Here is a 14,183-nt window from a genome sequence, read left to right on the forward strand (position 1 = left end):
TGTCATAGCTGGGGACTGGCATCTAATTAGCAGCCTCGGTTGTCCGTCTGGAGCGGATAGCCGCAGTACTGTGTCGGTTCTGGTGCATCGATCCCATACTGTCAGATGTAACACCGGTAAGATATGTGCCACAGCGTGCGGAGGCCGTCACTTCCACCAGAAGCAGTGCTGTTTCGGGATTGAATGGCTACAGTTCAAAGCCGACAGCCTGTGATAGATTTTTTATTAAAATACTGTGAAACAATACACTTATGTACAATAGTTGGTATGTAATTGAGTATGTTCGAGTGGGGCAGCCGGGGGGCTGGAGACCGGGGTGTATCACACGTACTGGGTGTGGTGTTGTTGGCAAGTGCCGTCATCATCGGCGCAATACTGATCGTGCAGGTGGGGCAGCAGACGATCGGGGATGTCAACGACGATGCGAACGTCGAACTCGCTGAGGAGGTGTTGCTGTCGGTTGATCAGAGCTTTCAGCGCTCGGACACCGACGAATCAGTCGAGATTCCGGATCGGGTTCGGTCTGACGTCGCCGTTTCCAACGACGCGACATACAATCTGACGCTGAACGACCGCCCGGCCTGTTCGACGGGGAACCGCTCGCTGCAGACGATCCGGTATCAAAAGAACGGGCAACAGGTCGGCTACCAGGGGGGTGGCGTGTGGCGGATGACGGAGTCGGGTGCGACGATGTCGTCGCCGCCGGCGGTAAACTACGACGACGGGGCGTTGTCGGTATCGTTCGCAAACATTTCGGGCCAGCGGATCGAGGGGAGTTCGGTTTCGATCCAGTCGAACGCGACGGCCAAGCGGTCACACGAGGCGGCAATGCAGATGGCCCTGTTCACCGATGTGTCTTACGAGGACGCGCGAACCGGCTCGGTTTCAACACCCAGTTATGAGTGTATTCCAGCGCAGGTCGCCAACGCGACGTTAACTATCGAGAACAGCAGTTACGCCCGTGCCTGGGCGGACTGGGCGCGGAGTTCCTACGATGACAAGTACGTCACCGTGACGCCGGCCACAGTCGAGCGCGGCGAGACCGTCCGTATTCGGTTTGCACTCGGTGACGTATCGAACCCGACGTTCGCCGTCGAGAATATCACTGTGACGCCGGATCCATCGAATCCCGGCAATGCAACTGTTTCGGCGACTGTCACCAACACTGGCGGACTGAAGGACACCCAGCGGATCACGTTGAAACACAACCGTTCGGGGAGTCCGAGCGAGGTGGACCAGACGGTGACGCTTGACGGCGGGGAAGCGACCGCTGTGACCGACACGGTCGACGTCGCTACGGCGAAACCACACAACTTCAGTGTCGAGTCAGATCACGATACAGCCGCCGAGGTCATCGAGTACACGACCGTTCCCGGCACACCGTCGTTGGACATCACGGGTAACTCGATGCCGGCCAGAGCCCGACTGAACCAGGTCCCGACAGCGACAGTCACGGTCACGAATAGCGGAGAGATGACCGCGGATCAGGAGGTCACATTCCTCGTCAACGGGTCCGTGAACGAGACGCGGAACGTGGTGGTCGACCCGGGACAGAGCCGGACCATCGACTTCGGTCCGTCGATGCCGACTCACGAGAACGGAACATACGAACTTGGTGTCGAGACGGATGACGACACGTACTCACAATACAGCGACGACGGGCACTACTTCGTTGTCGGTGACGCAGGCGTGTTCGAAATAGCGTCCGTTTCGCCGCCGGGTGGTCTGGAGAGCGGTGATACGGCGACCGTTGACGCGACAATCGAAAACACCGGTGACATTCGGAAATCTGCCCCTGTCGAGGTGCGTATCAAGAACGCCTCGACGGGGAGCGTCATCGCGTCACAGACGACGAGCCTTACACTCAATGGGACACGCCGGGGGACCGAATCGGGGACCGCATCAGTCACCAGCAGCCCGATAACAGTCGCTTCGCCACAACACTACACCTACGCTGTGGAGACCCCGGACGCCACCCAATCGGGATCGTTCGTCGTTGGTGCATCGCCGCCGCCGTTGTTCGAAATCACTACCGCGGACGTGCGAAATCCAGTCGCACCGGGCAATCAGACGAGCGTCGAGTTCACCGTCACGAACACCGGTGGAACCGAAGGGAAGCAGACGCTGCGTGTCAGGCGCAATGGCACGACCGTGGTGGCGGAGAACGAACAGCTCGATCCCGGCGAGAGTGTGACGCTCAATCGGACGGTCACCGCCCCCCCAGAACCCGGGAAGTATCCGGTGACGTTCTCGACGGCGAACCGGTCGCGGTGGTTGACGTTGAACGTCCAGCCGGACTCCCTAGTTGAGGGGAACGGGTCGACGGTCACGATCAAGCAGTCGGTCAACGCCTCAGTTTCGTTGAAAGGGGCGGACCTGGAGGGTATGTGGGACTCACGTATAATCCACGCACCCGTCCAGATGTCGCTGTACGTCCAAAACGAATCCGAGACCCGATCTATCGGGCTCTGGCGCGGCTACGAGAACGGCGATGTCAACGGGCCACACGCCGAACAGCGACTTGTCTCAGACGAGCATAACAACCCCTACGTTCATTCCGACTCGTTCGATCCCGGAACGGAGATTTCGGTCTTCGCGCAGTCACACTATTGCTCCGGCCATCGAGAGACTGATCCGACGATCCAGCTTGCGGGGTACGATACTATGCACTGTGTCGACTGGGGCGGCGAGCGGATTGAGGTCAGCCAGACACAGAACAGCGAAAACCTCGTCATCCTCGGCGATGGCGACGAACTCCCGGCGTTCGAACAGGCACAGTGGTACCAGCGAGACATCCGGGACACACTCGGAAGCCGCGTCAACGACACGGGCCACCTTCAGTTAGGCGACGGCGAGCGTGCGTTCCTCTACGAACTCTCGAAAAGAAACGCTGATCCGGCGAACGCCGGGGACGAGGGTGACCCGGACTACAACGACGCCGTTGTACTGTTCACGGTCAACGCAATCGAGAAGGACGTACAAACAGGCCCGAAATACCGGATCATCGACGTCGAAGCGCCGGCACGGGTCGACGAGACGAGCGACGCCGATGTGACGGCGAAGATAAGAAACGTCGGCGACGGGCCCGGAACGACGACGCTCGAAACCACGTTCGACGGGTCGGTGGTCGGTAGCAAATCGAAACACGTCGAACCGGGGGAGACGGCGACCGTCTCGTTCGAGTTGGATACCGACAGCAAACCGCCGGAAAAGTCTTATCAGTACGATCTGGCGCTCACCGACACTGACGAGCGCTGGCGCGGGAACATCTACGTCGGCGAACTGGACGAGCAGTTCATGCAGGTCGATTCGGTCCGAGCGCCGGGAGTCATTGACAACGGTGACACCGCGACGGCGACCGTCAACGTCACCAACGTCGGTGGACAGGCTGGAACGGACACGGTTGTCCTCCGAGCGAAAAACACGGACGACCCCAGCCCGTCGTTCACAACCGTCGACTCGAAGACCATGTCGACGATCCTCACCCCCGGCGACACGCGGCAATTTACGCTCGATATGCCGACCGACCGCGGCAACTACACCTACTACGTGGAAACGTCGAACTCCACGTCCCCGGAGCAGTCGTTCTTCGTCGGGCGGTCGAACTTCGTCGTCAACGATACGCAGTCGGTCAACATCGGCGCGGAGAACTACAACACCGCAGAACTAATCGAGCGTCGCGGCGGTGCCCAGCGAATGACCGTCGAGGTGCGCAACAACGGAACGGTGGGTGACGAGCGGGAAGTGAACCTCACGATCAAGAACAAAAGCGACGGGGCGACCGTCTTCACAGGTTCCGAGATGGTCACTGCCGGGACCGGGGATCTGACCGGCACCGACGCGTACCCGGCGTGGGCCGGCTACGACGTTGCCCTCGACCCCGGCTACTACACCTACGAGGTGACCGTGTACAACGAGACAGCGCGTGGCACCGTGGCCGACACTGCGACGGGCGAAATCTATCTGAAGAACGTCGACGAGAGCGGCGCGACCGGCAACGATTCGCCGGTTACAGTCGACTCCGATACGGTGACACTCGGCAGCTAAACGGTCGCGGCGACACTCCGAAACAGATGGCTCTCACCGATTGTGCGCAAAGAAAAACTGAGCTGTGTTGAACCGAGTTAGCCGAAGAGTTCGCCGAGGCCCTCGCCGCTTGCCTCGTCGTCCTCGTCGTCATCGTCGTCGCCGCCGTCGTCGGCAGCCTCTTCGTCGGCGTCCTCGTCGGCCTCGTCGGCTTCGTCGGCGTCACCCTCTGCGGGTGCGGCCGCGCCGCCGCTTGCCGGCACCGGTGCCGCAGCGGCCTGGTCGACGGCCTCCTCGATGTCGACGTCCTCGAGGGCGGCGACGAGGGCCTTGACGCGGGACTCCTCGACGTCGACGCCAGCGGCGTCGAGCACGTCTGTGAGGTTGTCTTCGTTGATTTCTTCGCCCGATTCGTTCAGGATGAGTGCAGCGTATACGTATTCCATTGTTGTAGTGTGAGTTGTTAGAACATCGCTCCGAGCGCGTCGCCGGCGTCCTCGTCATCGTCGTCATCGTCGCCGTCGTCGGCCTCCTCGGCCGCGTCGTCGGCGTCGCCGTCGTCCTCGGATGCGGTGTCCTCGTCTTGGTCGTCAGTCGGTTCCTCAGTAGCGGCGGCCTCGACGCCCTGGAGCTCCTCCGGGAGCGCCTCCTCGTCGTCGATCTGCGAGGCGAGCGCACGGACCTGTGCGTCGGCCTTGCTCACGAGGTCAGGCACGACCTCGGGGTCCTCGATGGCCGCCTGGAGCGCGAGACTCTTGGCGTTGCCACGAGCGGACTGGAGCATCGTCGGGGCCGTCGTCGCGGTCGGGTAGTCGGTGTTGACCGAGAGATTGAACGCTCGGCTGGCAGCCGCCTGGATGTCGCTCCGGTACTCGTCGACGTCGAGTTCCAGTTCCTCGGGTTCGAACAGCACGCCGTCGGCGAAGACGGCGCGGAGGTCGAGACCGACCTCTTTCGGTTCGATACCGAGCTCGTTCAGCACGTTCGCGAGTTCCTGGGAGACTTCCTCGCCGGTGTCGAGCACCGTCGAGTCAGAAAGGACCTGAATGGAGCCTTCCTGAATGCGTGCGTCGGCACCCACGCTCTGGAGTTCGCCGACGAACGGCCCTGGGTCGACGCCCGTGTCGCCTTCCGGAATCACAATGTCGTTCGGGGCCACCTCGCCGGCACCGATCGGTGCGGGCGTCTTCGAGGCCTCGAGTTCCTGAAACAGCGAGAACGGGTTGTCGTCGGTCCCGATGAGCCCGACCTGCCCGGTGACGTAGCTGTTGAGGTCTTCGAGTCCGTCGTCGACTTCGTCCAGCGCACGCTCGAGCAGCGTGTTCCGGGAAACGCGGAGTTCGGCGGTCCCGTGCAGGTCACGTCGCATGTCCTGCAGCTGGCGGGACGGGATCCCGGCGATGTTGACGACGCCGACGCTCTCGTAGGACTCGATCATCGCTACGATGGCGTCGACCTCTTCCTGCTTCCACTCGGGGATGGTCTCGGTCTTGCGTTCGGATTCGGCGCTCATATCAGGCCACCTCCATCGCAGGCCCCATCGTCGTCTTCACGTAGACGGTGTCGATGTTGAGCGGGCCCTTCTCGAGGTCCGCGTGCAGACGGCGGAGGATAACGTCGATGTTGTCCGCGATATCCTCGGCGGACATGTCCTCCGCGCCGACCCGCGTGTGGAACGTTCGCCGTTCCCCGCTGCGGAGCTGCACGGTGTTTTTCATGCGTTCGATGACCTCGACGACGTCGTCGTCGGGGTCGAGCGGTTCCGGCATCTTCCCACGCGGACCGAGGACGGTCCCGAGGTACCGGCCGATGTCCTGCATCATGTCCTTCTCCGCAATGAAGAAGTCAGTGTCATCGGCGAGGTCCTTGGCGGCGTCGTCGTCGCCACCCAGTTCCTCGAGTTCGTCCTCGTCGAGTACGTCGTCTGCGACTTCCTCGGCACGGAGGGCGGTTTCGCCCTCGGCGAAGACCACGATAGTGGTCTCCTGGCCGGTGCCAGCAGGAAGCACGACGGACTCGTCGACGCGGTTCGACGGGTCGTTAAGATCTAAGTCGCGCAGGTTCACAGCGAGGTCGACCGTTTCGCGGAAGTTCCGCTCAGGTGCGTCCTCGAGTGCGCGCGAGACTGCGTTCTCTATTTCCTGATCTGCCATTGTTCACCTCCGTAGTACGCCAATCGGCTTCTACGGGTCAGTGAAACAGGCGGATGCCTGTCTCGTGCGGGTAGACGCCAATGCGACACTTAAACCCGTCGAACCAGCACAAGGACCGCTGACGGGCGTGTTTCCGGTTCGCAGGGGCCAGTCGTTGATAGGGGTTCCGTCGACTGTGCGGTGGCTCGACGACGCCGAACGCAAGGAAAAACGCGCGCCAGTCGCCCGACAAGCCAGTCCGACTTACGCTTGTGCTTCGGCCGCGAACACGTCGTCGTACTCGCCCGCGTCGATGCGCTCCTTGAACTCGCGTGGGTTCTCGCCTTCGATGGTGACACCGAGGGAGGTACAGGTCCCGACGACTTCCTTCGCGGCGTTCTTGAGGTCGTAAGAGAGCAGGTCGGGATGCTTCTGCTCGGCGATCTGTTTGACCTGGTCGACCGAGAGATCGGCGACGAAGTTCTCCTGCGGTTCGCCGCTACCGGTCTCGAAGCCGGCCTCGTCCTTGATGAGTTCGGCCGTCGGCGGGACACCGACTTCGATCTCGAAGGAGCCGTCGTCGTCGTACTCGACGGTGACGGGGACTTCGGTGCCGTCGAACGCTGCCGTCTGGTCGTTGATCTCCTGTACGACTGCCTGCACGTCCACCGGTGTCGGGCCGAGTTCCGGACCGAGTGGCGGGCCAGGGTTGGCCTCTCCACCGGGAACGAGGACTTCGATAGTTCCAGCCATACATAGTGGAATCCTCGCGGCAGTTTAAAGGATTGCGTTTCACGGATCGCCCCGTGAGGCCTCCACACGCACGAACACTCACCGTTTAGAACACATTGGCAGTACGGCCAGCGCGACAAAGACTGAAGCTCCGGCAGTTCAGGCGAACGTGACGCCGTTTCGCGCGAGGAAATCGCTCGCGTCTTTGATCTCGACCGGGGAGCCGATTATCCGAACCCGCTCACCTTCGTGGTGAACGCTCACGGTGAACCGCTGTTCGAGCTCCTCGCGAATGCCGTCGAGCGCACCGACTGGCAGCAGTATCTGTGTGCTGTCGCGGAACCGACTCGCCGCTCCCATTATCGACACATGACGCAGGATACCCTATAGGTGTGTCGAATTACATGAGCGTCGTTTGACCATTCCGAACGCCAGGCCCGCATCGTTCATGCATACCGAAGGGCGGGCGTCGGTGAGGGAGGAAAGCCTTATTCGGTGTGAGGGGCCGACATACACCTAATGGGGCTCGAAGAGGAGATTCAGGAACTCGAAGACGAAATCGCCAGCACTCCCTACAATAAGTCCACAGAGGCCCATATCGGTCGGCTGAAGTCCAAGCTCGCCGAGAAAAAGGAGAAGCTCGAACAGCAGGCCTCCTCGGGTGGCGGCGGTGGCTACGGCGTCGAGAAGCACGGCGACGCGACCGTCGCGCTCGTCGGGTTCCCAAGCGTCGGCAAGTCGACGCTGCTGAACGCCCTGACCAACGCCGAATCCGAGACCGGCGCGTACGAGTTCACGACGCTCGACGTGTATCCGGGGATGCTCAAGTACAAGGGCGCGAACATCCAGATCCTCGACGTTCCGGGCCTCATCGAGGGGGCGGCTGGCGGCCGCGGTGGCGGCAAGGAAGTGCTGTCGGTCGTCCGGACCGCGGACCTCATCGTCTTCCTCATCTCCGTCTTCGAGATCGACCAGTACGACCGCCTCAGCGAAGAACTGTACAAGAACAAGATACGGCTCGACCAGGACCCGCCGTGGGTCAACGTCCGCAAAAAGGGCAAGGACGGGATCTCGGTCAACACGGCTTCCGGCGTCGAACTCGACGACGAGACCGTCAAAGCTGTCCTGCGCGAGCACGGCTACGTCAACGCCGACGTGACCATCGGCGAGCAGATAGATATCGACCAGCTCATCGACGGGGTGATGGACAACCGCGTCTACCTGCCCTCCCTGGTCGCCGTCAACAAGGCCGACCTCATCGAACCCGACTACCTCCCGAAGGTGGAAGACGAACTCAGAGACCGGGACATCGACCCCGATGAGGCCATCTTCATCAGCGCCGAGGAGGAGAAAGGGCTCGACAGCCTCACGGAACGGATCTGGGAGGAACTCGGTCTGATTCGGATCTACATGGACAAACCGGGTCGGGGTGTCGACCGGGAGGAACCGCTGATACTCCGCGAGGGCGACACCGTCGACGACGCCTGCGAGAAACTCGGTGGGAGCTTCGACGAACGGTTCCGCTTCGCCCGTGTGACCGGCCCGAGTGCCAAGCACGACGAACAGCAGGTCGGCCGTGACCACGAACTCGCGGACGAGGACATCCTGCGAATCGTCGCCAATCGGTAGTTCGTGTTTGTCGTGGCGTCCGCGTGTACGCGCTAAGTATTAGTTCTCACAGCTTGAAGAAGTAGACGCGTAGTCTCACAGCATGAAGAAGTAGACGCGTTCATGGGTGTGGCGTCCTGCCACCACGTATGGACCACGGTCCCCGACGCCGCCTCATCGCTGTCGTCGTTGCTGGACTCATCCCTTGGACAGCGGTGGTGGTCGGAACCGAACTGACACTCGTGTTCTCGTTTGGCCTGTTCAATACGAATCCGCCGGAACTGCTCCCCGTCTATGACTTCTTCCTCCGGTTTACGGGCAGGCTCCCGCAGTTCATCGAATCGTGGGGGTCAGGCGTCCTGTTGTACGTGTTTGCCCTGACCAGCGCTATTGCCGGCGTCGTCTGGCGTGAGGACCTTCGGCTCACAGCCCTGGCCCTGGCAGGCGCGGGGCTGTCCCAGATTCCACTGCTCCTGGGGTTCAACAGGCGGCTCAACTACGTGGCTGTCCCGGTCGGCTCACTCGTCCTGCTCGCCGTGGTCTGGTGGTACTACCTGCCGGCGATCCGTTCGGGGTGACCGGCACGTGACTCACGGTATCGGATCCGGACGGAACCACCTGTGGCGGTAGCCTTTTCGCCCGCTCGCACCATGGGCCGTGTATGTGGTCATTCGATCATACGATGATGCGCGTCGAGGATCTGGACGCGTCGCTGGACTGGTATCAGACGCATTTCGACTACGAGGAGAAGGGCCGCTGGGAGGCCGACACCTTCACCAATGTCTTCCTCGGCCCCGAAGACTCTCACGACGAAGGTGCGCTGCTCGAACTGACGTATAACCACGACGGCCGCTCGTACACGATGGGCGACGCCTGGGGACACATCGCCGTCCGCTGTGAGGACGTGTACGACGCCTACGAGGAACTGATGGACGCCGGCGTCGAGGACTACCGCGACCCGGACTCCTGTGGTGGCTCGTATGCGTTCGTCACAGACCCCGACGGCCACGAGATCGAGATCGTCGAGCGAGACCACGGCGCGAAGTGGTCGCTCGACCACACCATGATCCGCGTCGAGGACGCCGAGCAGGCTATCGGCTGGTACGTCCGGAAGCTCGACTACGACCTGTTCCGCCGCGAGGAGTTCGACGACTTCGCACTGTACTTCCTCAAGCCCGAGGACGCCCCCGAGGAAGCGATGTCGGTCGAACTCACCTACAACTACGACGGCCGATCCTACGAACTCGGCGATGCCTGGGGGCATCTGGCAGTCCGAACCGATGACCTCCACGACGCGTGGGAGACGCTGATGGGTCGCCACGCCGAGGACTACCGCGACCCCGAGAGCTGTGACGACCGCTACGCATTCACCAAAGACCCAGACGGTCGCGAAATCGAAATCGTAACGAACTGATCGCGCTGACGGCTGGTAACCGTCAGTTCTGCGGCACGTCCGCACGCATTGAGCGGCAGCCTCCGGTACTTTTGACAGGGGTTCCTCATTCGGTAGTCAGCCCCCGAATAGGCCTGGCTTCTCAAGACGTCGACAGCATCCGCATTATGTAAATCCGGCTGTCAGACGCCCGAACGACAGCCAACTGTCAAGAGCCACAAAACCCATATATTACACTCTAACCGATGATTTCGTCGGTTTCTGCACGTACCAGTTCATGACATACCGTTGTCCAAACCACAAAACATTTATAATAGACAGCTAACGTTAGGACTGTACCCCTACCTATGACGCCAGAAGTGAGTACGCCGGTTCGGTCTATGCGCGGTCGCGGTGACGGCGTTCCGACCACGCGGAAAACTGCTGGGGTCGCCCGATAGCAAACACAAACTATGACAGGAAATTCAGACAAGATACGCAGCCTGTTCCTCACGGCGCTGATGGTCTTCTCGGTATTCGCCGGGACCATCGCGTTCTCCGGTGGCGCAGCCGCCGCCGCGAACGTCAGCGTCGAACAGGCCGCAGAGTACGACGACGGAACAGTCGAATTGGCACTAAATGGCTCTACTGGGAATGCAGTTGGTCCGGAAGATATCGATATCTATATCGATGGGAATGAGAATCCGGATAACTACACCCCGATCACCGTTGACGGGACTGATGACGGGACGACTGAACGCCTCGAATTCAGTTTAGATCAAGACGTTCAGCCTAACCGCAATCTGACTGTCAAGGTCAGCAATCTTACCGGCGGTGACGGCACGGTCGTCGCTGAGGACATTGATGTGACCTCCACAACGGTCACAACGACTGGGTCGAATGACACGGACTTCAACGCCTTCCGTGGCGAAGTGATCGCTGTTGAAGATACTGGTGCAGATGATACCGACAACTCCCCATCCATCGAGGTTGGGGCAGACAGTATCGTTCTGTCTGATACGTACACGGACAACAGCGAGGTCTACACCATCGATACGAGCAATCTCGACACTGGTGAAGACTACGACATCGAGGTCGACAATCAAGATGAAGCAATCTTCACAGTCAGCGACCTCGCCCTCGAAGTGAATATCGACGACGATGTCGGCGACGGTGCCAACATCGACGACACAGACACCCTCGCAGTCAACGTCTCGACGAACCGCGGTGGCGAGCCAGCCAACGCGACGCTGTTCAATGAAGATGATGACAAGGTTGCTACGCAGATCAAGAACCTGCAAGGTAACAGCAACGTCGTGTTCGACTTCGGCAACCAGAGCGCTGATGACAGTCCGTACTACGTCGAAGTGACGGACAACCAGACCGGCGTCTCTGCACAGTCCGACCAGATCAACGTCTCCGAATCCGATGACGGTGACGCGAGCTTCGAAACCTCGACCGTTCAGGACGAGGTCGGTGACGTTGTCAACATCACAGTGCAGGTCGACAACACCGAAGACGCCGTCATCAACGTCGGCGACCAGAACGACGACAACTACTACATCCAGGGCCAGCTCGAGGACGACGACGGTGACGGCGAAGTCACTGTCCAGTTCAACAGCTACACCGCTGGCGACCACAGTAACAGTACGGTCCTCAGCGTCCCCGGTGACGACGACATTGACAACATCGAGGAGGGTGGCGACTACGCCCGAGGCGGCCTGAGCGGCGACACGCTCGAAGCCGGCTCCTACTCGATGAACGTGACCGCTGGAACCTCTCCGGACGTCACCAGTCCTGACTCGGTCGGGACGATGCGACTCAGCGACAACTCCGTTGAGAGCATGCAGACGTGGGCCGCACCGAGTGACGCTGATATCGACGACGATGATGTCGATGTCTACGACCGCATTGGTGTGAACCTCACGCAGTCAGACAGAATCGCGGCTGAGGACGTTGTCGTCCATCAGATTCAGGCATCCGGTATCGAAGGTGCCATCGAATATGAAGAGGAAGACGGTGGCGCCAGCGGAACGACAGAAGCGTTCGCACAGGCCGTTGACACTGATGGTGACTCCAGCAGCACCGGTACTGCCGATCTGACGCTCTACCTCAACCGGAGTGACGTCGGTGCTAACGCCGACCCTGACCCCGTCAACTTCAGCGCGGGTGACCCGCTCACTGTCGTTGACGACCCGGACAACAACACCTACTTCGTCGCTGTCGATACGAGCGACGTCGAATTCACCAACTCCGGTGATACGATCGTCGACGAAGAAGACACCCGGCTCAACGCCACCTTCTCCATTCGAGAGGGTCCGTTGACTGACGACCAGAGCAGTGTTAGTGCGCTGTACCGGACGTCCGAGCGCAACGCAGACCTGGACCTCGACGATGACGGATTCGTCACCGTTCAGGCTGCCGCAGGGCAGGAAGTGACTGGCGACACGAACGTCGCACCTGGCTCCGAGTTCGAAGTCGAGATGGAGTCCGAGAGCGAGGCGAACCCGTTCGTCCTCCGTCCCGAAGCGACTGTCGGGCCTAACGGCACGTACACTGCAACTGGAGACTTCAGCGACTACTCCGCTGGAACGAACTTCAGCGTCCAGACGCTAGATGTCGACGGTGACGAAGACTTCAGTGACGAGGAAGACGGTCGCATCGTCGAAGCTGCGACAGCCACTGTGAGCATCAGTGATCAGGAATCTGACGGTAGCGAAGTCACGGTCGACAGCGCGCAGCTGTCCGAGGGTGGGTTCGTTGTCATTCACGACAGCTCCCTCCTCGAAGGAGAAGTCGAAGGTAGCGTCGTCGGTAACTCCGACTACCTCGAAGCAGGTAGCCACGACGATATCACGGTCACGCTAGACGAGCCGATGGACGAGGACTTCACGGCCATCGCAATGCCGCACCTCGACACCAACGGCAACGAGGAGTACGACTTCCCGGACGCTGACGGTCCGTACACTGCCAACGGCTCCGCCGTGACGGACAGTGCGAACGTGACTGTCTCCGGCGAAGAGCCGACGGAGACCGAAACGGAGACCGAAACGGAGACCGAAACGGAGACCGAAACGGAACCGCCAGAAACCGAAACGGAACCGATGGATACCGAGACTGAAGCGCCCGAGACCACCGCAGAGGAAGGTCCCGGCTTCACGGCAGCCATCGCGCTCATTGCGCTCATCGCTGCTGCGCTCCTCGCTGTCCGACGCGACAACTAACCGGAGCAGTTCCGGTCCCTGAACACGGTTCTTTCTTTCGTGCGCTACGCCGGTAGTGCCGGCAGTCCGCAGAACGACATCCGACTCGTTGTCGGCTAGGGAGCTACTCCGGTCGCTTCTGCACGGCTAACTGCTGGTCATCAGTCGTGACTGGATCACAGTCGAACGCTGGCGCGACGCGGTAGTAATCCAGCACTTGCCGGACATCTCCCTCGATTGTCGTCGACGTGAGGTCCGCTTCGGCAATTGTGTGGCCCTGCTTGTCGTAGATTGCTCGGGGCGACGTCGTCGACGGGATACGAGCGGTTCCGGTCTCGTTTGTCGTATACCGTCGGTCCACCTGCGATTCGTAACGGTTGCGGTTGATGATCCACTGCGTCCCGCCGGCTCGCGTTTCCACGACAACGGTCGGGAACTTCGTGATGTCCCGGTCGCCTGCGGCATCGAGGAGCAGGTCGTACATCTCTCGCGATAGACTCGTCTGCAGGACGTTTCGAGCGGTAAAGTCGACCTGCTCCAGTAGCTCGGCGTTCACGTCGGCGAACGTCTCCGCGGCCGCCCGTTCGTCCCCTTCGAGGTAGAACACGTCGGTGAACTTCCCCGGATTGTTGGCCTGTGCCAACCCCGTGGTACCCGTAACTTGAATCGCCCGTACCTCGGCCCGCTCGTCGAAGTTCAACTCCGCCCGAGAGACGCCCGTCTGTGGCGACTCTTGGAGTTTATCATACAACTGCGTCATCTTCTCATCTTATCCTTCCAACTTCAGTTGTATATTATTTACTTACCAATTACTGCCAGTACGGACTACTCTCCGTTCCGGTGAGATCTCGTCTCGCAAAACCAATCCGAAACACTGACCGTGCGAATCAGCAGATAGAACGTTGTTTCAGCGGGGGTCTGCCTCCACTCTATGTCCAGTCAAGTCAAGAAAACATCCATTACAACAATACGTACATTTTGAAATACATTACTGAGTGATAGGTATTTGTAATATACTTACCACCTTCATTCCACAAAGCATTTACCACACTTCTGGTAATGTACCGATACCCCTACCCATGACGCCAGAAGTGAGTACGCCGGTTCGGT

Annotated in this window: 11 protein-coding genes; 5 read left to right on the forward strand and 6 right to left on the reverse strand. The window is 60.4% G+C overall.

Annotation, left to right across the window (positions count from 1 at the left end):
* Positions 1 to 279: 279 nt before the first annotated feature.
* Positions 280 to 4,047, forward strand: coding sequence for a DUF7289 family protein (locus ACY9XZ_RS18830; protein ID WP_463458530.1), 3,768 nt, complete (start codon positions 280 to 282; stop codon positions 4,045 to 4,047).
* Positions 4,048 to 4,124: 77 nt separating this feature from the next.
* On the opposite strand, the gene rpl12p is transcribed toward ACY9XZ_RS18830, so the two are convergent.
* The 5 genes from rpl12p to ACY9XZ_RS18855 all read right to left on the reverse strand — a co-directional run bounded on the left by rpl12p (position 4,125) and on the right by ACY9XZ_RS18855 (position 7,250).
* Entirely contained in the window at positions 4,125 to 4,472 is a 348-nt protein-coding gene (gene rpl12p, locus ACY9XZ_RS18835) for a 50S ribosomal protein P1 (protein WP_463458531.1), read from the reverse strand.
* A 17-nt stretch (positions 4,473 to 4,489) separates the two neighbouring features.
* Positions 4,490 to 5,539: a 50S ribosomal protein L10 gene (locus tag ACY9XZ_RS18840; protein WP_463458532.1), complete on the reverse strand. Its 1,050-nt coding sequence runs from the start codon at positions 5,537 to 5,539 to the stop codon at positions 4,490 to 4,492.
* Position 5,540: 1 nt separating this feature from the next.
* Positions 5,541 to 6,179, reverse strand: a complete 639-nt coding sequence (locus ACY9XZ_RS18845; RefSeq protein WP_463458533.1) for a 50S ribosomal protein L1 — start codon at positions 6,177 to 6,179, stop codon at positions 5,541 to 5,543.
* Positions 6,180 to 6,422: 243 nt separating this feature from the next.
* Entirely contained in the window at positions 6,423 to 6,911 is a 489-nt protein-coding gene (locus tag ACY9XZ_RS18850) for a 50S ribosomal protein L11 (protein ID WP_463458534.1), read from the reverse strand.
* 138 nt (positions 6,912 to 7,049) lie between these two features.
* Positions 7,050 to 7,250: a VNG_1110C family protein gene (locus tag ACY9XZ_RS18855; RefSeq protein ID WP_463458535.1), complete on the reverse strand. Its 201-nt coding sequence runs from the start codon at positions 7,248 to 7,250 to the stop codon at positions 7,050 to 7,052.
* A gap of 159 nt (positions 7,251 to 7,409) precedes the next feature.
* On the opposite strand from ACY9XZ_RS18855, the gene ACY9XZ_RS18860 reads away from it, so the two are divergent.
* The 4 genes from ACY9XZ_RS18860 to ACY9XZ_RS18875 all read left to right on the forward strand — a co-directional run bounded on the left by ACY9XZ_RS18860 (position 7,410) and on the right by ACY9XZ_RS18875 (position 13,094).
* On the forward strand, positions 7,410 to 8,519 hold the full coding sequence (locus ACY9XZ_RS18860; protein ID WP_463458536.1) for an OBG GTPase family GTP-binding protein: 1,110 nt from the start codon (positions 7,410 to 7,412) through the stop codon (positions 8,517 to 8,519).
* 128 nt (positions 8,520 to 8,647) lie between these two features.
* Complete coding sequence (locus ACY9XZ_RS18865; protein WP_463458537.1) at positions 8,648 to 9,076, forward strand: TIGR04206 family protein; 429 nt, start codon at positions 8,648 to 8,650, stop codon at positions 9,074 to 9,076.
* 83 nt (positions 9,077 to 9,159) lie between these two features.
* Positions 9,160 to 9,912 carry a VOC family protein gene (locus tag ACY9XZ_RS18870; RefSeq protein WP_463458538.1) on the forward strand — a complete coding sequence of 251 codons (753 nt, stop codon included), beginning with the start codon at positions 9,160 to 9,162 and terminating at the stop codon, positions 9,910 to 9,912.
* Between the two features lie 431 nt (positions 9,913 to 10,343).
* On the forward strand, positions 10,344 to 13,094 hold the full coding sequence (locus ACY9XZ_RS18875) for a DUF7282 domain-containing protein (RefSeq protein WP_463458539.1): 2,751 nt from the start codon (positions 10,344 to 10,346) through the stop codon (positions 13,092 to 13,094).
* Positions 13,095 to 13,197: 103 nt separating this feature from the next.
* Here the strand turns inward: ACY9XZ_RS18875 and ACY9XZ_RS18880 are convergent, their stop codons facing one another.
* Positions 13,198 to 13,833, reverse strand: coding sequence for a hypothetical protein (locus ACY9XZ_RS18880; protein WP_463458540.1), 636 nt, complete (start codon positions 13,831 to 13,833; stop codon positions 13,198 to 13,200).
* Between the last annotated feature and the right edge of the window lie 350 nt (positions 13,834 to 14,183).

Source organism: Haloarcula sp. HT12, from assembly GCF_055271655.1.